The 20,520-nt window shown below is 72.1% G+C and carries 18 protein-coding genes and 1 tRNA gene; 9 read left to right on the top strand and 10 right to left on the bottom strand.

Annotation, left to right across the window (positions count from 1 at the left end; translation table 11 throughout):
• Nucleotides 1–144: 144 nt before the first annotated feature.
• Together B073_RS0122490 and B073_RS49065 are read right to left on the bottom strand one after the other, a co-directional pair.
• Nucleotides 145–405, bottom strand: a complete 261-nt coding sequence (locus B073_RS0122490; protein WP_018540333.1) for a hypothetical protein — start codon at nucleotides 403–405, stop codon at nucleotides 145–147.
• 312 nt (nucleotides 406–717) lie between these two features.
• Nucleotides 718–918 carry a hypothetical protein gene (locus B073_RS49065; RefSeq protein WP_324608801.1) on the bottom strand — a complete coding sequence of 67 codons (201 nt, stop codon included), beginning with the start codon at nucleotides 916–918 and terminating at the stop codon, nucleotides 718–720.
• A gap of 559 nt (nucleotides 919–1,477) precedes the next feature.
• Here B073_RS49065 and B073_RS40725 point away from each other — a divergent pair.
• Complete coding sequence (locus B073_RS40725) at nucleotides 1,478–1,927, top strand: nuclear transport factor 2 family protein (protein WP_018540331.1); 450 nt, start codon at nucleotides 1,478–1,480, stop codon at nucleotides 1,925–1,927.
• Between the two features lie 916 nt (nucleotides 1,928–2,843).
• On the opposite strand, the gene B073_RS0122475 is transcribed toward B073_RS40725, so the two are convergent.
• Nucleotides 2,844–2,914: transfer RNA gene (locus B073_RS0122475), tRNA-Asp, on the bottom strand.
• A gap of 586 nt (nucleotides 2,915–3,500) precedes the next feature.
• Complete coding sequence (locus B073_RS44240) at nucleotides 3,501–4,184, bottom strand: recombinase family protein (protein ID WP_158690182.1); 684 nt, start codon at nucleotides 4,182–4,184, stop codon at nucleotides 3,501–3,503.
• Between the two features lie 61 nt (nucleotides 4,185–4,245).
• Between B073_RS44240 and B073_RS0122465 the strand changes: the two genes are divergently transcribed.
• Complete coding sequence (locus B073_RS0122465; RefSeq protein ID WP_018540328.1) at nucleotides 4,246–5,928, top strand: DNA repair helicase XPB; 1,683 nt, start codon at nucleotides 4,246–4,248, stop codon at nucleotides 5,926–5,928.
• 26 nt (nucleotides 5,929–5,954) lie between these two features.
• Here B073_RS0122465 and B073_RS0122460 read toward each other — a convergent pair whose 3' ends face one another.
• Complete coding sequence (locus B073_RS0122460; RefSeq protein ID WP_018540327.1) at nucleotides 5,955–7,247, bottom strand: glycosyltransferase 87 family protein; 1,293 nt, start codon at nucleotides 7,245–7,247, stop codon at nucleotides 5,955–5,957.
• A gap of 201 nt (nucleotides 7,248–7,448) precedes the next feature.
• A complete protein-coding gene (locus tag B073_RS46580) occupies nucleotides 7,449–7,658 on the bottom strand; it encodes a hypothetical protein (RefSeq protein WP_026247618.1) in 210 nt (69 codons plus the stop codon).
• A 389-nt stretch (nucleotides 7,659–8,047) separates the two neighbouring features.
• Between B073_RS46580 and B073_RS0122450 the strand changes: the two genes are divergently transcribed.
• Nucleotides 8,048–10,198 (top strand): HelD family protein, encoded by a 2,151-nt coding sequence (locus B073_RS0122450; RefSeq protein ID WP_018540325.1) that lies wholly within the window; start codon nucleotides 8,048–8,050, stop codon nucleotides 10,196–10,198.
• A gap of 122 nt (nucleotides 10,199–10,320) precedes the next feature.
• Here the strand turns inward: B073_RS0122450 and B073_RS0122445 are convergent, their stop codons facing one another.
• Together B073_RS0122445 and B073_RS0122440 are read right to left on the bottom strand one after the other, a co-directional pair.
• Nucleotides 10,321–12,612: an FG-GAP repeat domain-containing protein gene (locus tag B073_RS0122445; RefSeq protein WP_018540324.1), complete on the bottom strand. Its 2,292-nt coding sequence runs from the start codon at nucleotides 12,610–12,612 to the stop codon at nucleotides 10,321–10,323.
• 223 nt (nucleotides 12,613–12,835) lie between these two features.
• A complete protein-coding gene (locus tag B073_RS0122440; protein ID WP_018540323.1) occupies nucleotides 12,836–13,558 on the bottom strand; it encodes a copper homeostasis protein CutC in 723 nt (240 codons plus the stop codon).
• Between the two features lie 348 nt (nucleotides 13,559–13,906).
• Here B073_RS0122440 and B073_RS0122435 point away from each other — a divergent pair, with 348 nt between their 5' ends.
• From B073_RS0122435 to B073_RS0122425, 3 genes are all read left to right on the top strand, one after another.
• Complete coding sequence (locus B073_RS0122435) at nucleotides 13,907–14,557, top strand: hypothetical protein (RefSeq protein ID WP_018540322.1); 651 nt, start codon at nucleotides 13,907–13,909, stop codon at nucleotides 14,555–14,557.
• Between the two features lie 210 nt (nucleotides 14,558–14,767).
• Nucleotides 14,768–16,042: a Cmx/CmrA family chloramphenicol efflux MFS transporter gene (locus tag B073_RS0122430; protein WP_018540321.1), complete on the top strand. Its 1,275-nt coding sequence runs from the start codon at nucleotides 14,768–14,770 to the stop codon at nucleotides 16,040–16,042.
• Between the two features lie 64 nt (nucleotides 16,043–16,106).
• A complete protein-coding gene (locus tag B073_RS0122425; protein WP_018540320.1) occupies nucleotides 16,107–17,024 on the top strand; it encodes an META domain-containing protein in 918 nt (305 codons plus the stop codon).
• A gap of 112 nt (nucleotides 17,025–17,136) precedes the next feature.
• Here the strand turns inward: B073_RS0122425 and B073_RS0122420 are convergent, their stop codons facing one another.
• Together B073_RS0122420 and B073_RS0122415 are read right to left on the bottom strand one after the other, a co-directional pair.
• A complete protein-coding gene (locus tag B073_RS0122420) occupies nucleotides 17,137–17,397 on the bottom strand; it encodes a DUF4031 domain-containing protein (RefSeq protein WP_018540319.1) in 261 nt (86 codons plus the stop codon).
• Nucleotide 17,398: 1 nt separating this feature from the next.
• Nucleotides 17,399–17,761 (bottom strand): hypothetical protein, encoded by a 363-nt coding sequence (locus tag B073_RS0122415; RefSeq protein ID WP_018540318.1) that lies wholly within the window; start codon nucleotides 17,759–17,761, stop codon nucleotides 17,399–17,401.
• Between the two features lie 147 nt (nucleotides 17,762–17,908).
• On the opposite strand from B073_RS0122415, the gene B073_RS0122410 reads away from it, so the two are divergent.
• The 3 genes from B073_RS0122410 to B073_RS45850 form a co-directional block, all read left to right on the top strand.
• On the top strand, nucleotides 17,909–18,868 hold the full coding sequence (locus tag B073_RS0122410) for a MurR/RpiR family transcriptional regulator (protein WP_078508120.1): 960 nt from the start codon (nucleotides 17,909–17,911) through the stop codon (nucleotides 18,866–18,868).
• A 208-nt stretch (nucleotides 18,869–19,076) separates the two neighbouring features.
• Nucleotides 19,077–20,024: an N-acetylmuramic acid 6-phosphate etherase gene (gene murQ, locus B073_RS0122405; protein ID WP_018540316.1), complete on the top strand. Its 948-nt coding sequence runs from the start codon at nucleotides 19,077–19,079 to the stop codon at nucleotides 20,022–20,024.
• Nucleotides 20,025–20,133: 109 nt separating this feature from the next.
• Nucleotides 20,134–20,520 (top strand): PTS glucose/sucrose transporter subunit IIB (locus B073_RS45850; RefSeq protein WP_037812381.1); only part of this gene is annotated, 387 nt, incomplete at its 3' end.

Genomic DNA, 20,520 nt, shown 5'->3' with positions numbered 1-20,520 from the left:
CGGCCCACCGACACGATGCGGCACACTGGACGTTCGACACGTCCGGCCGCGCCCCAGCAGTAGCCGCCCTCCCCTTGCGCGAACAGCAAGGAGCCCCGCCCGGCGCACCAGCAAGGAGCGAACAGACGGGGCCAGTTGAGACGGTCAGTCCTCGTCGGACGGGATGATGAAGCCCCGCACAGGACCGGACTGCGACTTCCCAGGAGGCTCCGGGTTGGCCTCCCTGAACTTCGCCACGAAGGCTGCCAGGACGTCAGCGGTGACATCCTTCCGGGTCGCGGGATCGGCACTGTCGTACACCCGCCACGTGCCCGCCGCCTGCTCCGGATCCTCCGGGGCAACAACTCCCGGGATGCCGAGCCGGCGGAGCGTGGCGTCCACCTGCCGGGCCTCTTCCGCGTTCATGTGCTCACCCTTCCGCAGTGCGTTCCGGGAGCCTAGTCACCGTCGCCGCCGTGGGTGGCGCAGTTGCCCGGGTTGATCGGCCCGCAGCCTCCCGGCTTGGGTGTGTGGGAGCAGTTCGCCTCCACGGGGACCAGGGCTTCGGTCGGCCCGTCCACAGCTCATGGTCCGCCTTGTGCCCGGCTTCCTCGATCAGGGCCACCGTCCGCGTAAGCGCCTGCGGGTCGTGCCGCTGCGCGTCGGGCCGCTCCGGGTAGTGGTGCACGAACCGCCCCAGTCCTTCGCACAGCTTGGCGTACGGCCCGGTGTGCAGGATCAGAGCGTGCCACCCTCGTCCACCACGTTGGACGGCGTGATCCTCATAGTGGGGAACTTGGCTGCCGTGTGGACGAACTTCAGCGCTTCCGTGCTGATCCGGACCGCCGTAGCCTCGTCCATGCCCGGGTTGTTTTCGCGAACCGTTGCAACGACACCCACGAACGCGGCAGGGGTGAGTAACGCGCGTACGTCTCGCATGTGCGCGCCTCCTTGTTGTGGTTCACCGATCGCCCGCCTCGGCTGCCGACCTGCCAGGGTTTCCGGCAGCCGGGCGGGCGTCTGGGTGCTTCGGCTCTCCTGGGGCCGAAGCGATTGCCCTCACCGCCCAAGACGGCACCCCAGTAAAGGAGCGGACCGGAGCCGGAGCGCGTCCACTCAGGCCAGGCACGTCTGCCCGCCGGGCCTGGTCTCGCTGGAAGTCCAGAGCGGCGCACACCTTGCAGCCCGGCGCCGGGGAGCCGTCCAACAACCAGGCATCCAGGGGGAGTTCCACAGGCGGTTGGCTGTACCGAATCGGGTTGCTCATGGCTTCTCGCCGTCCCCTCGCGTGTCGGTGTACGGAGCATCCCGCCGCCCAGTGGCACGCCGTAGGGGCATTCCTAGGGGCAAGTGGGCTGGCAGCGAGGAATGGTGATCCACCTAGTGGCACTTGTAGGGGCACTTGCCGAGTTGCTCGCCCCAATTTTGGACTGTACTGTTCAAAACTCGTGAACACGATCGACAGTGGAGGTACGAAGTGATGCGAGCGGAATCGACGATGCGGAGCACGCGAGAGACCGTCGAGAACTTCCTGGCCCGACTCGCTGCGGGTGACGTTGACGGCGTCGCGGCACTCTTCGCCGAGCGAGTGGACTGGGACGTACCCGGCGCGGTCGAGGTCCCCTGGCTCGGCATCCGCGCGACGCGTGCCGAGGTCGCCGACTTCTTCACCACGCACCCCACATACCTCACCAAGGAGGAATTCGTTGTCGAACGGACCCTCGTGGACGGCCCGGAAGCGGCAGTCTCGGGCCGCTTCCGGAGCCGAGTCATACGCAATGGGGCGGCGATAGAGAGCTGGTTCGTGCTCCAACTGACCGTTCTGGACGGTGAGATCACCCGCTACCGCTTCTACGAGGACAGCCTTGTCGTGGCCCGCGCATGGGCTACGACCGCGACGGGTGCTGACGGCAACGCTCAGGAGCCCCATAGGGGGACGACCGGCTGACGCAGCACATCAGCCCAAATCTCCCGGATGCCGCCCCTGCGGCCTCCGCCTGGACACCCGCCGCCGGGCCGCCGCGCCCTCCGCACTGGACTTCCGCGCGTGATGCCGACCGCACAGCACTTGAAGGTTCGCCGCGTCGCGGTCATCGCCCGGGACAACGTGGTCCACGTCCGTGGCCGGCGCCGCACACCGCGCCCCTGTGCCCCGCAGGACGGCCCACGCACTGGAAGCCATCCCGCTCCAACACGGACAGGCGGCGGACCGGCCAGTCCGCGGGGAGGCGGGAGCGTCGGTTGCTGGTGCGCCAGGACAAAACGTCTCCATTTCTGCGCGCGGCCGTCTCGCGCTCGTGCCAGTCGCAGAGCCCGCCAGCCCGTGCCAGCGTGAGGCAGCCGGGACAGAGCGAGGGTGCTGTTCCAGTCCCAGACGATGTGCGTGCCCCAAGTTCTTGGAGCGCCCACATCGTCTGGGACAAAGCCTTCTGGCCGGCACGGTTGCCGTGGTCGCCGGAGATCCGTGCTGTTAGCACACCTCGCTGGCGGGAAGGCCGATCTGCCACCCGGAGTCCCCGCTCATGGTCTCGGGTGCAACTCCTTTATCCGTACGCTGACATGTGTGGTTTCACTCCACTCCGGCGTCCTTGTGTACAGAAGGGCCGAGTTAGGGATGTGGTTTTACGTGCACGGCGCATAACGAGACGCCTGTTATCGGTGGTGCACTAATGGGCATGACCCCCAAACCGAGTGCCACCAGACAGCGCCCACAGTTCGAACTCCGCTGGGGAGGGCTGCACTTAACCATCCAGCGCTTGCCGGCATGGCTGATCGCCTTGGCTACCACGGCTACCGGAACAGGGGCCGCCTGGTGGACCAGCCGCTAGACGGCAGAAACAGACTCGGCGGCCCGCGCGAGCCAGCGACCCCGGCCGGAATCGAACCGGCAACCCCCGACCGACAATCGGGCGCTCTCCCACTGAGCTACGGGGTCAGGGGCTCAACTCCCGCGCGTCATCCCGGAAGACACCGGGGCGCGCGGAAGGAGTCGGACGAGCACGGCGCTCACGCCTCCACGTCGGACAGTGGAGTTCGCGGCACGGGACCCGCCTGCATAAGCATTAGCGGGGGAACCCATTCAGTCACCCTCCGTCCGCCTAGCGGCAACATGAAGTGAGGGAGCCACACCCTTGGCGGGGCGACTCCCTCATGAAGTGGCGTGCGTCTCAGCCCAGCGCGGCGTACAGGATCACGTCCATCGCCGGATCTTCCCGGACACGCGCCTGGGGGGCATATTGATGCGGTCAAGGATCACAGGAGTCTCCAAAGGTGAGTTGGGGGCATACGAAAACCCCGTGCTCCGGGGATGCCGGAGTGCGAGGTTTGGTGGCCGGTTGGTGGCGCGGAGCGCGCCCGGTCGCCGCCGGGTGGACGGCGCCATGGAGACAAGCCCTTCTGTAACTCCATGAACTGGGGGCCGTGACGTTGGTCGAAGACAGGACACCCGTCGGGCGCGCCCGAAGACGAAGAACGGCCCGCCACCACAGGGGGTAGCGGGCCGTTCCAGCACTCAGACGTACTTACGCCATCTCAAGGTCCGTGGCGGCGACATCCCGGACGGCCTCCTCCACGTCCTTGCCGTCCGCTGCGGCGCGGCGGATTCTGCCCTCGTCCGCGAAGAAGACCGCGAGCCGTGAGGTGTCCAGCTTGCGTGCACCCCGCTTCGCCGGGGCCACCTCCACGTACGCCCCGGCGTCCAGGAGGAGGTCCCGCTCACCCTCCACGCTCGCGGCCTTCCACAGGGCCTCATAGGTCTGGCCGGTGGGTGCTTCTTCCACCCCGGCGAAGACGGCGATCACCTTCGCCATGGCACGGCCCATGGAGGACGTGAGGTCCAGCGGTTCACTGGCCGACGCGAGTGAGACGCTCTCGTTCTGCGTGATCTTCATGATCTCGGCGAAGTCGACCGTCGAGCGCGCGAGGCGGTCGATCTTGAAGAAGACCAGGACATCGAACTCGGAGAGGCGCGCCAGGATCCGCTGGAGGCCGGGACGGTCCGGTGCGCGGGAATAGCCGGACACGTCGATGTCTTCCTCTACTGCGACGACCTTCCAGCCGCGCGCCTCGCACAGCGCCTCGCAGGCCGCGCGCTGGCGCTCTGGAGAAGTGCTTTCCTCGGTTTCGCGCGATAGGCGAACATAGAGAGCGGCGCGCATTCCCGGCGCGTCGGCCGAGATGCCCTTGCGGCGTCGGGCACGGGGCATGGCCCGCACCTGAGCAGGAACGGTGTCTGTCGCCTGAGCGATCCTATCCACGGAGGTATGTGTGTCCTGCTTGATCGTCCAGAGCGACAAGACGCTGCTGCTGGAGGTGGACCACGAGCTGGCGGACGCGTGCCGGCGGGCCATCGCGCCGTTCGCGGAGCTGGAGCGGGCGCCGGAGCACATCCACACCTACCGGGTGACGCCGCTCGGGCTGTGGAACGCGCGGGCCGCCGGCCATGACGCCGAGCAGGTCGTGGACGCGCTGGTGCAGTACTCGCGGTATCCGGTGCCGCACGCCCTGCTCGTCGACGTCGCCGAGACCATGTCGCGCTACGGGCGGCTGACGCTCACCAAGCACCCCGCGCACGGTCTGGTGCTGTCCACCACCGACCGCCCCGTTCTGGAGGAGATCCTCCGCTCGAAGAAGGTGCAGCCGCTGGTCGGCGCGCGGATCGACCCGGACAGCGTCGTGGTGCACCCCTCCGAGCGCGGGCAGATCAAGCAGACGCTGCTGAAGCTGGGCTGGCCGGCCGAGGACCTGGCCGGCTATGTGGACGGCGAGGCGCATCCGATCGAGCTGGCGGAGGACGGCTGGGCGCTGCGCCCGTATCAGTCGCAGGCCGTGGAGGGCTTCTGGCACGGCGGCTCGGGCGTCGTGGTGCTGCCCTGCGGCGCCGGCAAGACGCTGGTAGGCGCGGGCGCGATGGCGCGGGCCAAGGCCACCACCCTGATCCTGGTCACCAACACCGTCTCGGCCCGGCAGTGGAAGCACGAGCTGGTGAAGCGGACGTCGCTGACCGAGGACGAGATCGGCGAGTACAGCGGGACGAAGAAGGAGATCCGGCCGGTCACCATCGCCACGTACCAGGTGCTGACGACGAAGCGGAAGGGCGTCTACCCGCATCTGGAGCTGTTCGACTCCCGGGACTGGGGCCTGATCGTCTACGACGAGGTGCATCTGCTGCCCGCGCCGGTGTTCAAGTTCACCGCCGATCTCCAGGCCCGGCGGCGGCTGGGGCTGACGGCGACGCTGGTGCGCGAGGACGGGCGGGAGTCGGACGTCTTCTCGCTGATCGGGCCCAAGCGGTTCGACGCCCCGTGGAAGGAGATCGAGGCGCAGGGGTACATCGCGCCGGCGGACTGCGTCGAGGTGCGGGTGGACCTCACCGACGCGGAGCGGCTGGCGTACGCCACGGCCGAGGCGGAGGAGAAGTACCGCTTCTGCGCGACCACGGACAGCAAGCAGCGGGTGACCGAGGCGCTGGTGCGCCGGCACGCGGGCGAGCAGACGCTGGTCATCGGCCAGTACATCGACCAGCTGGACGAGTTGGGTGAGCATCTGGACGCGCCGGTGATCAAGGGCGAGACGAGCAACGCGCAGCGCGAGAAGCTCTTCGACGCCTTCCGGGAGGGCGAGCTCTCGGTGCTGGTGGTGTCCAAGGTCGCGAACTTCTCCATCGACCTGCCGGAGGCCACGGTCGCGATCCAGGTGTCCGGCACCTTCGGCTCGCGCCAGGAGGAGGCGCAGCGGCTGGGCCGGGTCCTGCGGCCCAAGGCGGACGGCCACGAGGCCCGCTTCTACTCGGTCGTCGCCCGCGACACCATCGACCAGGACTTCGCCGCGCACCGCCAGCGCTTCCTGGCCGAACAGGGCTACGCCTACCGGATCGTGGACGCCCGCGACCTGCTGACGGCGGGCGGCGACGGCGTCGCGGCTGGGGAGGACGATCCCGCTCCGGCGTGATCGGCGGGCGCGGGCGGCGGTGCGCGTCAGCCCGTCGTGGCCCGGGCGGGCCGGTGGGCGTCGGCGCGGGGCGAGGGGACGTGGACCCCCGGCCGGCCGCCGCGTGCGCCCGGGCGGTCGGGCGTCCGGCGCGTCCACCAGGCCAGCGCGGCCAGCAGGGCGAGGCCGAGCGCCGGGTAGGGGGCGGCGAGCAGCTGCCGCCACCAGTCGAAGTGCAGGGCCAGGGTGCCCCGGTGGTAGAGGGCCCACATCGAGCGGGCGGTGAAGGCGACCGTGACGGCGGCCACCAGCGCCCAGCGCCAGGCGGCCCGCCGGGCGTGCGCGATCAGCGCCGCCAGCAGGGGTATGCACCAGACCCAGTGGTGCGACCAGCTGATCGGCGAGACCAGCAGCGCGGTGACGGCGGTGGCCAGGACGCCCCAGAGGTCCAGGCCGCGGCGGACGAAGACCCGGCGGGCGATCCACAGCCCGGCCGCGCCGGTGACCGCGGCCGCCGCCAGCCACCACAGTCCCGGGTCGGTGGTGTGCAGCAGCCGGGCGAGCAGGCCCTGGAGCGACTGGTTGTCGACGATCCACACCTTGCCGACCCGCTGCGTCTCGAACATCCGCCGCGTCCAGAAATCCACCGTGGCCTCGGGCAGCACCAGCGCGCCGAGCAGCACCGACACCGCGAATCCGGCGAGGGCGGTGAGCGCGGCCTTCACCCGCCCGGTGATCAGCAGATACACCGCGAAGATCGCCGGGGTGAGCTTGATGCCCGCGGCGAGGCCGGTGGCGAAGCCCTTGAGGCGGGCGCCGTCCGGACGCCCGAGGTCCCACAGGACCAGGCAGGCCAGGGCGAGGTTGATCTGCCCGAAGACCAGGGTCTGGAAGACCGGTTCGAGCCAGAGGCCGAGGGCGGTGGTGGTGAGGAGCAGCGGGGCGGAGTACGCGGCCCGGCGCAGACCGGCGGCCTTGCAGGAGAGGTGGATCAGCAGCGCCAGGAGGGCCGCGTTGACCAGCACGCAGGTGATCTTGAGGGTGGTGAGCGAGATCCAGGTGGTGGGGACGAACAGCAGGGCGGCGAACGGCGGATACGTCGCCGGGAGCGCCCACTTGGTGACCGTGAAGCCGTAGAGGTCACCGCCGGTCGCGGCGGCCTGGCCCTCGGCGCGGTACACCTCTATGTCGGACATCGGGAGCTGCACGGCCAGCGAGAGCGCATAGAGCCCGGCGAAGGACAGCCCGAGCAGGGCCACGCCTATCGCCAGCCGGCCGGGGCCGGCGATGCCCCGCGCCCAGGTGCGTCTCTCAGTCCACGTCCCCTCGGCGGCAGACACCGTTGACCCCTCCTCGTCGCCCTGAGCGCGCTCCTTGCGGCGACGCTAGTAGATCGAGACCGCCCGTCCGTAACGCTTTCCGGTCAACCGGATGTCCATGCGGAATCGGCCGTCCACGTACGAAAGGTACGAATCCTGCCTGACCGTACCGGGCGGGCGATTCCGCCGCGCCCGCGGTGTCGCGCGGGGGGACGTCCGGGATCATCCCTCGGCGTACTCGCCCATCACCACCACGCTGAACGCGGCGGCGGCGAAGACCTTCACCGCGCGGAAGGCGCCGCCCAGCGGGCGGCGGTGCTCCTGGGCGTCCGCCGGGCCGGCGGTGGACGCCCTGTCGGGGGCCGCGGCGGTCTTGGCCGGGCGGCGGGGGACGGCGTGGACGGGGACCGAGGACATCGTTGCGCTGCTCATGCCTCCATCATCGATTTCGGGCGGGCCACGCACATCGCCCCACGGTTCCATCTCCCCGCGCCCCGGCATCAACCTCGGGGCCCACACCGACCCCTACGGGAGACCTACGGAACTCCGGGGCCGTCCCTCCCGGGTACAGGCGCCTCCGGGGCCGTCCCCCGGGTACGACGCTCCTCCGCGGCGGGCGCGCGGAAATCCGTTGGCGCCCCGGATAGCTGCTGACTACAATCGCGCGCCTGCCTGCCTCCCGTCAGGGGAGCGCCGCCGTCCGGTCGGAAACCGGTCGGCCCTTCGCACCACGCCGTCGCACGCCGTAGCGCCGTCCACGCCCTTCGTCGCACGCCGCGCGCGCCACGTACCGACGAAAGACCCGTCACCGGAGGCAAGCCGTGCCCTCGCACGCCCACCCGTCACCCGACCAAGCCGGCCCCGCCGACCCCCTCCAGCGGGAGCGGGCCCACCTCGCCGCCTCCCGTGCGGCGCTGCGCGCGATGCGCGAGGACGCCCAGGCCCTGAACATCAAGGACGTCACGGCGAACTGGGTCAACGCCGAGGTCCTCCAGGGCGAGATCGACGCCCGCATCAAGGCCCTCGCGGACCTCTCCGGCACCCCGCTCTTCTTCGGCCGGCTCGACTACCTCCACGCCCCCGGCATCGACCTCGCCGAAGGGGCATCAAAAGGGGCGGCGCAAAGCGCCTCCGGCAAGGGTGGTGGTGGGCGACGGGCGGGCGAGAACTTCTACGTCGGGCGCCGCCACGTCCACGACGCCGACGGCGACCCCATGGTCATCGACTGGCGCGCCCCCGTCTCCCAGCCGTTCTACCGGGCCTCCAAGAAGGACCCGATGGACCTGAAGCTGCGGCGCCGCTTCGGCTACACCGGCGGCGAGCTGACTGCCTACGAGGACGAGCACCTCACCGACCCGGCCGAGGCCGAGACCACCAGCGCCCTCCTCCAGGCGGAGATCGAGCGCCCGCGCGTCGGCCCGATGCGGGACATCGTCGCCACCATCCAGCCCGAGCAGGACGAGATCGTCCGGGCCGGCATCGGCGGCACGGTCTGCGTCCAGGGGGCGCCCGGTACGGGCAAGACCGCGGTGGGCCTGCACCGTGTCGCGTATCTGCTGTACGCCCACCGGGAGCGGCTGGCCCGCTCCGGCACCCTGGTCATCGGTCCGAACCGCTCCTTCCTCCAGTACATCGAGCAGGTGCTGCCCGCCCTGGGGGAGTTGGAGGTCAAGCAGGCCACCATCGACGACCTGGTCGGCCATGTCGAGGTGCGCGGCACGGACGACGCGGCCACGGCCACGGTCAAGGGCGACGCGCGGATGGCCGAGGTGCTGCGCCGGGCGGTCCGCGCGCACGTCACCCCGCCGCAGGAGCCCTGTGTGGTGGTCCGCGGCTCCCGCCGCTGGCGGGTCCCGGCCTACGAACTCCAGGAGATCGTCCAGGAGTTGCTGGACCGCGACATCCGCTACGGCGCGGCCCGCGAGGCGCTGCCGCAGCGGATCGCGCACGCGGTCCTGGTGCGGATGGAGCAGGCGGGCGAGGCGCCCGACGACCGGGTGCAGGACGCGGTCGCCCGCAATGCCGCGGTGAAGACCGCGGTCAAGGCGATCTGGCCGCCGGTCGACCCGGCGAAGCTGGTGCTGCGGCTGCTGAGCGACGCCGACTTCCTCGCCGAGCACGCGGCGGGCATCCTCACCGACGAGGAACAGAAGGCGATCCTGTGGCCACAGCCCGGATCGGGAAAGAGGGCGCCGCGCGGTGTACGGAGCGCCAAGTGGTCGTCGGCGGACGCGGTGCTGGTCGACGAGGCGACGGACCTGGTGACCCGTACGCACTCGCTGGGCCATGTGGTCCTGGACGAGGCGCAGGACCTGTCCCCCATGCAGTACCGCGCGGTGGGCCGCCGCTGCAGTACGGGCTCGGCGACGATCCTGGGCGACATCGCCCAGGGCACCACCCCGTGGGCGACCGACACGTGGGAGCAGGCGCTGGCCCATCTGGGCAAGCCCGGTGCCGCCGTGGAGGAGCTGACCCAGGGCTTCCGTGTGCCGCGCGAGGTCATCGCCTATGCGTCCCGTCTGCTGCCGGCGATCGCGCCCGACCTGACGGAGGCCACGTCCATCCGCGAGTCGGCGGGCGACTTCGAGATCCGGGCGGTGCGGCCCGCCGACCTGGCCGCGGCGGTGCTCGCGGCCTGCCGCGACGCGCTGGCCGAGGAGGGCTCGGTCGGCCTGATCGCCGCGGACGCCCGTATTCCGGTGCTGCGCACGGCCCTTGAGGAGGCCGGCATCACCTGTCTGCCCCCGGGGGCGGAGACCTCGGCCGAGGCCCGGCTGACGCTGGTGCCGGCCACACTGGCCAAGGGTCTGGAGTACGACTACGTGGTGCTGGACGAGCCGGCGGCGATCGTGGACGGCGAACCGGACGAGCGGACCGGCCTGCGCCGCCTGTACGTGTGCCTGACCCGGCCGGTGTCGGGCCTGACGATCGTGCACGCGGCGGAGCTGCCGGAGCGGCTCGCCGGCGGCTGACGGAGGGCCGGCGGGCGGGGTGGTGAACGAGGGCGGTGCGGGGGCGAGCGAAGGCAGCGCGGGGGCGCACGCCGTGCCGGCACCGCCCCCGCCCCCGACTCCCCTCGCCCCGACTCCCGTCCTCAGGACAGGATTTGGCCCGGCAGCACCTGGGTGTCGGTCTGCTCACGCGGGGCGAACGGCGCCTGCCGGTTGCCGGTGCCGCGGTAGACGTACGCGGTGCCGTCCGACGCGGTGACCAGGAGGTCGGCCCGGCCGTCGGTGCCGGCGTCCCCGATGCCGACGAGCTGGGGGTAGCCGCCCCAGCCGGCGCCGACCCTGATCCGGCCCTCGAAGGTGCCGTCACCCTTGCCGGGATACAGCCACAGCACCCCGTCCCTGTCCCGGGCCACCACGTCCCCCGCGGGCCCGCCGGCCACGGCGCCGACCGAGACGATCCGGTCGTAGGCGTTCCAGCCGCCACCGATCTTCACCCGGGGCGCGAAGGGCGCGTTCCACTTGCCCGTTCCCTTGTAGAGCCAGAGCACTCCGGCGGCATCACGGGCCAGCAGGTCGCCGCGGCCGTCGCCGTCGAGGTCCGCGCCACCGGTGAGCTGGGTGTAGCCGCCCCAGCCGGCGCCGACCCTGATCCGGCCGTCGAAGGTGCCGTCGCCCTTGCCGAGATACAGCCACAGCACCCCGGACCGGTCCCGCGCGACGACATCGCCGTGCACCGCGCCCGCGACGTTCCCGACCGCCGTGACCTGGTCGTAGATGTCCCAGCCGCCGCCGATCCGGGCCGCGTCCCGGCCCTTGAGCCGCGCCGTGTCGGGATCGACGTAGGTGTCCGTGCGCTCCAGGTCTCCCGAGCCGTTGCGCAGCAGCAGGTCCGGGGTGCCGTTGTCGGTGTAGTCGTGCGGGGCGGGCGGGCGCGCGACCGTGAAGCCGCCGTCGGCGGTGAGGACCGGGCCGATGCCGTTGCGCGGCTTGGCGGTCAGCGTCCAGGTGTAGCCGCCGTTGGGGGCGGCCAGGTCGGGGGCGTAGGAGGGGCCGAGCAGGCCGTCCCAGTCCAGGTCCACCCAAGTGGGGCCCGGCTCCTCCCACTTGGCGGGGTCGATCCGGAGGTCGAACGTGCGCCGGGCGCCGGAGGCGGTGTGGCGCAGGGTGACGGACACCTCGGCGTTGCCGTGCGACAGCTGCCAGCGCGGCCGCCAGTGGCCCTTGGCCGGTTCGGCCACGGCCGGGACCTCGCTGCCGACGAGGGCGAGCCCCGTCCGTTCACCGGTGCTCGCCACCAGCTCGGCGACGGGGGCGCCGTCGGCCCCGGGGGCGACGCGGTAGAGCCCCTCCCCGTTCTCCGCCGTGCCGCCCATCACCAGCAGGCCGCCGTCGGGGGCGGGGGTGACGGAAGAGGCGTGTTCCAGCACCTTGCGGGCGGTGCCGCCGCCGATCGGCACGGCCCGGAAGGAAGCCCGGCCGCTGCCGCTGCCCTCGTTGACCCGCCAGGCGTTCCCGTACAGCGCCCAGTCGCCGGCCAGGCCCACGAGGGGGGTGACGACGCCGGCGAGGTCCGTGCTCCACCGCTGCTGGTCGCCGCCGAGTGCCTTGGTGCGCAGCGAGGTGGTGGCGTCGCCCATGAACAGGCCGCCGGCGAGCGCCATATGACGGCCCGACACCGCAGCGACGGTCGGGAAGCCGCCCACCATGCCGCGGCCGGTGACGACCTTGGCGGAGGCCAGGTCGGCGACGGTGTACTCCTCCATGCCGTGGTCGTCGACGCCGTCCGGGGTGATCGAGTACCGCAGCACGACGGAGTCGCCGGAGCCGGACGCCACGTCGACGTCCCGTGTGCCGTCGGGCAGGCCGGTGATCTCCCGGTCGGTGACCGTGCCGCCCGCGGCCTCCAGGACGTGCGCCCGCACGGTGCCCTTGTCGCCCCGCTGGTAGGCGAGGACTCGCGAGCCGACGGTGCCCAGATAGTGGTAGCCGTAGGCGGTGAGGTCGATGAGGGTGGACGTCCCGCCGGCCATGTCCCGCAGGGTGATCTTGCCGGAGGCGCCCATGACCGGGTCGTCCCCGAGGGCCACGACGTCGGAGGCGGTGCCGTGCGTGGTCTCGTAGGAGGTGCGGGGGTCGTCCTGGGCGAGCTTCGTCGTGACGCCGTCGGCGTAGCGCGTCCACAGCACCTGGTGCCGGGGGTCGACGGAGAGGAAGCCGGTCCGGCCGGCGCTGACGATCTCGGAGCCGGCGGCGATCTTCAGTACCTGGGCGGGGGCCGCGGTGGCCGCGGCGGCGGGGCCGGCGGCGACGGCGGGCACGACGAGCGGACCGGCGGTGACCGCCAGGGCCAGTGCGACGGCTCCGGTCAGGAGCCGGCGCGAACGGCCGGACGGCTCCGGCGTGCGAGGCCGTCGAGCTATGGCGGATCGGGTCATCTGCCCTCCTGGCGATGCGTGGTGCGGGCCGGAGGGCGGCCGGAGGAAAACGCCTCCCCCGAGCCGGCGAATTGGTCCCCCCATGCCGATTCGCGCAAATGCTACCAACGGGTAGGTCCGGCGCGCTTTCCCTTTTTCCGCATCACCTCGGGGTATGCGGCACTATCTCGGGTTCGCCGCACGTCCGCGCGGCCGCGGGCACGAGCCGGGGGGGGGACCGCACCTAGACCGGCGCCACCACAGGCACATCCAGCGCCGCCCGCCACTCCCGCACCGCAGCCGCGTCCACCGGCGCGCTCCACCCGCCGGGCCGAGCCGCGCCCCCGATGTGGAACGCGTCCAGCCCGGCCGCCCGCAGCTCCGGCAGGTGCGCGAGGGTGAGCCCGCCGCCCACCAGGATCCGCGGCGCGTACCCGGGCTCGTCCGCGGCCGTGCGCGCCTGCTCGGCGACGAGCGTCGCCAGGCCCGCGCCGACCCCGTCCGCGGCGCCGGCGGTCAGATACGTGTCGAGGCCGGCGAGGCCCGCCAGTTCCCTGCGGAGCGCGTCCCGGTCGACGGCCCGGTCGATGGCCCGGTGGAACGTCCACCGGCACCCGTCGAGCACCTCGGCCAGCGCCGTGACCGCCGCCAGGTCCGGCCGCCCCTCGGGCGTCAGGAAGCCCAGGACGAACTCCTCGGCGCCCTCCGCGCGCAGCGCCTCGGCCGCCGCGCACAGCGCGGCCACGTCTCCCGCGTCGCCCGCCGCGAAGCCGTCGGCGGCGCGCAGCATCACCCGCAGCGGGATGTCGACGGCCGCCCGGATCGCCGCGAACGTGGCGCGCGGCGGGGTCAGCCCGTCCGCCGCCATGTCCGCGACCAGTTCCAGGCGGTCGGCACCGCCGGCCTGCGCGGCGACCGCGTCCTCGGGACCGAGCGCGATCACCTCCAGGAGCGCGCGCTGATTCATACGACCCAACCTTCCGCTGACGAACGACGTGGCCCAGGCGCGCGGGGCGGGCGGCCGGAACGGCACCGAGCGCTCGCGCCACGGCCCGCCGCCCCACCCACACCACACAGGTCTAGTCCAATACCCACCCTAAGCGCTCCCCGACCACCGCACCCGCACCCGCCCCGCGACGCGGCCGAAATCCACCCCCGACGCCCCCGTCACCCCCTCCGCCACCACCCCGAAACCGCCTCACAACGCGCGTGTGGATCAGCCCTCACCCGGACTCCGTCCACGACGGCGGCACCTTCGACATCCCCCTGGACCCGCAGGCCCGCACCGTCCCCCTGACCCGGCACAATGACGCCCATGACCGACTCCCGCCCCGACCTGGCCGCCCGCTGGGCCGCCACCGTGGCCCGGGCCCGCGGCACCCGGGAAGGCCCCGCCCCCGCCCCGTACGCGGACAACCTCCTGCGCCGCTGGGCCGAGCCGCAGCGCCGCTACCACACCACCGACCACCTCACCGCCGTCCTCGACCGGATCGACGAACTCGCCGCACACGCCGACGATCTGCCCGCCGTCCAACTGGCCGCGTGGTTCCACGACGCCGTCTACCGGCCCGACCGCTCCGAGAACGAGGAACGCAGCGCCGCCCTCGCCGAACGCGCCCTCCCCGAACTGGGCATCACCCAGGCGCGCACCGCCGAGGTCGCCCGCCTCGTCCGCCTCACCGTCACCCACGACCCGGCCCCCGACGACCGCGACGGCGCCGTCCTGTGCGACGCCGACCTGGCCGTACTGGCCGGCTCCCCCGACGCCTACGCCGCCTACGCCGCCGCGGTCCGCGCCGAGTACGACTTCGTCCCCGACCCGGACTTCCGGGCCGGCCGCGCCGCCGTCCTCCGCCAACTCCTCGCACTCCCCCGCCTGTTCAGGACCCCGACGGGCCACGACCGGTGGGAGGCACCGGCGCGCCACAACGTCGCGACGGAGCTCGCCCTTCTGGAGAGCGGCTGATCGGGACGCGGGCCGACCGGTGCAGAGCGACGGACCGGCAGAGTGGCGGACCGGTCCGGCACACTGGCAGACCGGTCCAGGACGGCGTCCGACCGGCCCCACCGGGCCCCGGCGCGGACTCCGCGTGACGGAATCCACGTGGACTCCACGTGGCGAACGACACCTCGCCGACCGGGAATGTCAGCACCCATTCCACGGTTGGTACCTGTCATGCCAGCACCATCCACCCCCCGTCCCCGCGCCCGCCTCCCGCTCGCCGTCTACGTCCTCGGCCTCTCCGTATTCGCCCTGGGCACCAGCGAGTTCATGCTCTCCGGCATCCTCCAGCCGCTCGCCCGCGACCTCGGGGTCTCCATCCCGCAGGCGGGTCTGCTGGTCTCCGCCTTCGCCATCGGCATGGTGGTCGGCGCCCCCGTACTGGCCGCCGCGACGCTCCGCCTCCCCCGCCGCACCACCCTGATCACCCTGCTCGCGATCTTCGGCCTCGGCCAGGCCGCCGGCGCCCTGGCGCCCTCCTACGCCGTCCTCTTCGCCTCCCGGGTGATCAGCGCCCTGGCCTGCGCCGGCTTCTGGGCGGTGGGCGCGGCCGTGGCCGTCTCACTCGTCCCGGTCACCGCCCGGGCCCGCGCCATGGCCGTCATGGTCGGCGGACTGAGCATCGCCAACATCGCCGGCGTCCCCGCCGGTGCGCTGCTCGGCCAGCACGCCGGCTGGCGCGCCGCCTTCTGGGCGGTGGCCGGACTCTCCGTGATCGGCCTCGTCGGCGTCATCGCCCTCGTCCCGCGCACCGAAGTGCCCACCGGCGAGGACCGCCCCCGGCTCCGCCGCGAACTGACCATCTACCGGGACAAGCAGGTCTGGCTGGCACTGATCGCCACCGCCATGAACGGCGCCGCGGTCTTCGCCCTCTTCTCCTACCTCTCCCCGCTGCTGACCGACACCGCCGGCCTCGCCGAGAGCTGGGTCCCGACGGTGCTCGCCCTCTTCGGCGTCGGCGCGCTGATCGGCACGTTCATCGGCGGCCGGATCGCCGACGCGCACCTCTTCGGCACCCTCTTCAGCGGCATCGCGGCCTCCACCGCGGTCCTCACCGTCCTGGCGCTCACCGCGCACAGCCCGGTCGCCGCCGTCGCCCTCTCCCTCATGCTCGGCGTCACCGCCTTCACCACGGCCCCGGCGCTCAACGCCCGGATGTTCAACGTGGCGAACGCCGCCCCGACCCTCGCCGGCGCCACCACCACGGCCGCCTTCAACATCGGCAACACCCTCGGCCCCTGGCTCGGCGGCCTGGCCATCAGCGCCGGCTGGGGCTACCCCGCCGTCGCCTGGACCGGTGCCGCCCTCGCCGCCGTCGCCGTGCTCACCACCGCCGTCGCCTTCCGCCTCCACCGCGCCTCGGCCCGCTCCCGCGTCGTCGCGACCTCGGCACCGGCCTCCGACGCGGCGTCCGCCGCCCGCTCCCCGGAGGTCGCCGACCGCCACTGAGGCCGCCGAACGCTCCTGAGGGCGGCGCATGCAACCGTCCGGCGTCCACGAACGTCGTTCGCACATGCGCCCACTCCGAAGAGCCCTCGCCCCCGCCGTCGCCCTGGTGGCCGCGCTGCTGACGCTCACCACGTCCAGCGCCGCCCCCGAACGGGCCGACGGCGGGGGCACCGCCGCCAGGAAACTCCTGGGCGGCCCCGGCGACCTGTTGGTGGGCGCGGTCCTGGGTTTCGACCGCGGCCGGCTCGACGGCCGGGAGTTCAGGTCGCCGGACCCCACCGAAGAGACCGCGCACCTCGGGAACTGGGTCGAGTTCCACCGCGACGGCACGGTGTCGGGGACCTACGGCTGCACTCCCTTCCGGCTGACGGCGGACGTCCGGGCCACCGACCTCACGCTCACGGAGACCGGGCCGAAGGCCGAGTCCGACGGATGCCCGCAGGCCATCGCGAACTTCGAGCAGCAGGTCGGCGCGCTCTTCACCGGGCACCTCACCCTGTCCGAGCGGAAACACACCCCCGATGACGGCTCGGCAAGGCTCGTGGACCTGACGAACGACCGCGGCGACTACCTCACCCTCAGCGAGATCCGCCCCGCCCAGGGCTTCTTCGACACGCAGTGGGACTTCTACTTCGCCCAGTACGACGACGGCGGCCAGTACGAGGGCCCGAAAGACGCCAAGGTCTCCTGGATCTTCCACGAGGACGGCACGATGACCGGCAAGCTCCCCTGCAACGACTTCACCGCCCGCGCCCACTTCACCGGCGACGAGGTCACCTTTTCCACCCCGACCCTGACGACCCACCGGAAGTGCTCCGAGGACCGCAGCGCGGAAGACGAGTCCTGGCTCCACGCGCCGCCCCCGTCCACGTACGGGGTGTTCGACCACGGATCCCTGCTGACGTTCCGCCCCGAGAACCCCAGCGGCCCCGAACCGGGCCGAAGGCTGGAGGACAACTTCAAACGCGCGGGGAGCAGGTGAGGCACTGGGGGTGACCTTGGCGATGGGGCGATCGGGCGGCCGGTAGTCGATGGCCCCTGGGGCCTTCCCCTCCCTCCCCCTCCCCCCCGGGGGCCCCACCCCCACCCCGCCCTCACCGCCCCTTCGGCCGCCGCAGCCCCGCCTCCGTGAGCCGGCGGACCAGCTCCTTGGAACCGACCGCCACCGCTCCCGCCCGCACGGCATCGTCATACCGCTCGGCCGGCAGGTCGTAGTGGTCGCGCTCGAAGGCCCGTCGCGGCGCACCGAGCGCGGCCGCGAAGCGGTGCAGTTCGTCGAACGACCGGTCACTCACCAGGTGCGACCACATACGACCGTGCCCCGGCCATGTGGGCGGGTCGATGTAGATCGCCACCTCAGCCCTCCGTCGGCGCGCGCAGCCGCCCGACCGGGGCGACGGCGACCGCCGTCTTCGGACACACCCAGTGCGGATCCGGGCCCAACTCCGGCTCCACATCGAGCGCATGGGGATCACCGGACTCCGTACACACCGGGCACAGCGGCCAACGGCCGTACCGCTCCAGCAGCGCGTCCTGGACGTCCTGCGCTATCAGCCCCGCGACGAACGAGGCACCCTCAGGCCACTGCTCCACCCACCATCGGCGATGCGTGACCGCATCCTCGACGAGCGAGACGATCTCGGCGTCCGCTACGTCATCTGCCATCAGGTCGGCGAGCACCAGCGCTCGCGCGGCGTGCAATGCCTGTTCCAGCTCCATGACCTCATTCTCGCGCGCAGCCGCCGACCGGCCGACTTATCCACAGGCAGCCCGACGCACGGCCCGCACTCGCCCTTCCCCCTCCACCTATCCACAGCCTTCACGCAGGGTATTGACGCACCCCGACCCTGAAAATATCTTTCACTCATGAATAACGCAGTGAAGGAAACTTTCACCACCGCCGGACAGACCCCGCCTCCTCCAACATCTCCCACATCCCCACCGGCCCCCCCGCCCCCACCCGCGGCCCTGGCCGCCAAGGTCCGCACACTCGCCCCGACGATGACCCGCTCCATGCAGCGGGTCGCCGAGACCGTCGCCGGCGACCCGGCCGGCTGCGCCGCCCTCACCGTCACCGGCCTCGCCGAGCGCACCGGCACCAGCGAAGCCACCGTCGTCCGCACCTCCCGCCTCCTGGGCTACCCCGGCTACCGCGACCTGCGCCTCGCCCTCGCCGCGCTCGCCGCACAGCAGGAGGCCGGCAGCGCCCCCGCCGTCACGGCGGACATAGCGGTCGACGACTCCCTCATCGACGTGGTCGCCAAGCTCGCGCAGGAAGAGCAGCAGTGCCTCGCCGACACCGCCGCCGCGCTGGACGTCACCCAGCTCGAAGCCTCCGTCGCCGCCCTCGCCGCCGCCCGCCGCATCGACGTCTACGGCATAGGGGCCTCCAACCTCGTCGCCCAGGACCTGGTCCAGAAGCTGCTCCGCATCGGCCTGATCGCCCATGCCCACTCCGACCCGCACCTCGCCGTCACCAACGCCGTCCAGATGCGGGCACGCGACGTGGCCATCGCGATCACCCATTCCGGCCGCACGACGGACGTCATAGAGCCGCTGCGCGTCGCTTTCGACCACGGCGCGACGACGATCGCCATCACCGGCCGCCCCGACGGCGAGATCGCCGCCTACGCCGACCACATCCTGACGACCTCCACGGCCCGCGAGAGCGAGCTGCGCCCCGCGGCCATGTCCTCCCGCACCAGCCAGCTCCTCGTCGTCGACTGCCTCTTCATAGGCGTCGCCCAACGCACCTACGAAACCGCCGCCCCCGCCCTCTCCGCCTCCTACGAAGCCCTCGCCCACCGCCACAACCCCCGCCACTGACCCGCCACCTGCACCCAGCCAACGCGCAGCCATACCGCTGGGACGGCACAGGCAGGCAAAACGGCACCCTCACCGGCGAGCCCCCCAGCGCAAACCCTCGGCACCCCCACGGCACGTCGAAACACCCGACCACCCCGCGCCACCCCCACCCAGACCCGACACCCACCACCCCACCACGCCCCCGCCCCGCCACCAAGGAGCCCCACCCATGCCACCCACCGACCCCAACTACTCAACCCTCCGCACCCAGTTGGCAACCCTCACCACAGAGGAATTCCGCCCCGACCTCGCCGACATCGACCGCCGCCCCACCCTCGACATCGCCCGCCTGATGAACGACGAGGACACCACCGTCCCCGCCGCCGTCGCCGAACGCCTCCCCGAGATCGCCGCCGCCATCGACGCCATCGCCGCCCGCATGGCCCGCGGCGGCCGCCTGATCTACGCCGGCGCCGGTACGGCCGGCCGCCTCGGCGTCCTGGACGCCAGCGAATGCCCGCCCACCTTCAACACCGACCCCTCGGAGATCCTCGGCCTGATCGCCGGCGGCCCGTCCGCAATGGTCACCGCCGTCGAGGGCGCCGAAGACAGCAAGGAGCTGGCCGCCGCCGACCTCACCGCCCTCGCCATCGCCGACCGCGACACCGTCGTCGGCATCTCCGCCTCCGGCCGCACCCCCTATGCCGTCGGCGCCGTCGAACACGCCCGCGCCATCGGCGCCCTCACCATCGGCCTGTCCTGCAACGCCGATTCCGCCCTCGCCGCGGCCGCCGAGCACGGCATCGAGATCGTCGTCGGGCCCGAACTGATCACCGGCTCCACCCGTCTCAAAGCCGGCACCGCCCAGAAGCTCGTCCTCAACATGATCTCGACGATCACCATGATCCGCCTGGGCAAGACCTACGGGAATCTGATGGTCGACGTCCGCGCCTCCAACGACAAACTGCGTGCCCGCTCACGCCGCATCGTCGCACTCGCCACCGGTGCCACCGACCTCGAGATCGAGGCCGCCCTCACCGAGACCGACGGCGAGGTGAAGAACGCCATCCTCGTCCTGCTCGGCGGCGTCGACGCCCACGAGGCCGCCCGCCTCCTCAACACCACCAAGGGCCACCTCCGCACCGCCCTCCAATCCACCCCCACCCAAACCACCTGACGCCACATCCACCAAACCTGACGCAACATCAACCCAACCCCTTCCCACCCCTCCCCTCCACCCTCCCCATTGCTCACACCACTCCCGCCCCCACAGCAAGGCGCCACACATGACCGAAGACAAAAACCGCGCCACCGCCGCCGCCCTCCTCCCCCTCGTCGGCGGCGCCGACAACATCACCTCAGTCGCCCACTGCATGACCCGCCTCCGCCTGGGCGTCAAGGACCGCTCTTTGATCCAGGACGACGCCCTCAAAGCACTCCCCGCCGTCCTGGGAGTGGTCGACGACGACACCTACCAAATCGTGCTCGGCCCCGGCGCCGCCGCCCGAGTAACCCCCGAGTTCACCCACCTACTGACCCAGGCCAACGCCACCACCCCCACCGAATCCCCCCGACACCAAACCCCCCGATCCAGTGACACTCCACAGAAACAAATCACGCTCCGTAACCGTTGCCGTAACAAGGAAAAAGGCGGCGCCCCCACGGCCCCAGCA

Source organism: Streptomyces sp. MspMP-M5 (genome assembly GCF_000373585.1).
In the GTDB taxonomy this organism is placed as follows: Bacteria; Actinomycetota; Actinomycetes; order Streptomycetales; family Streptomycetaceae; genus Streptomyces.
Note: the sequence above shows the minus strand (reverse complement) of the source record. Positions and strands in the feature narration are given on the sequence as shown.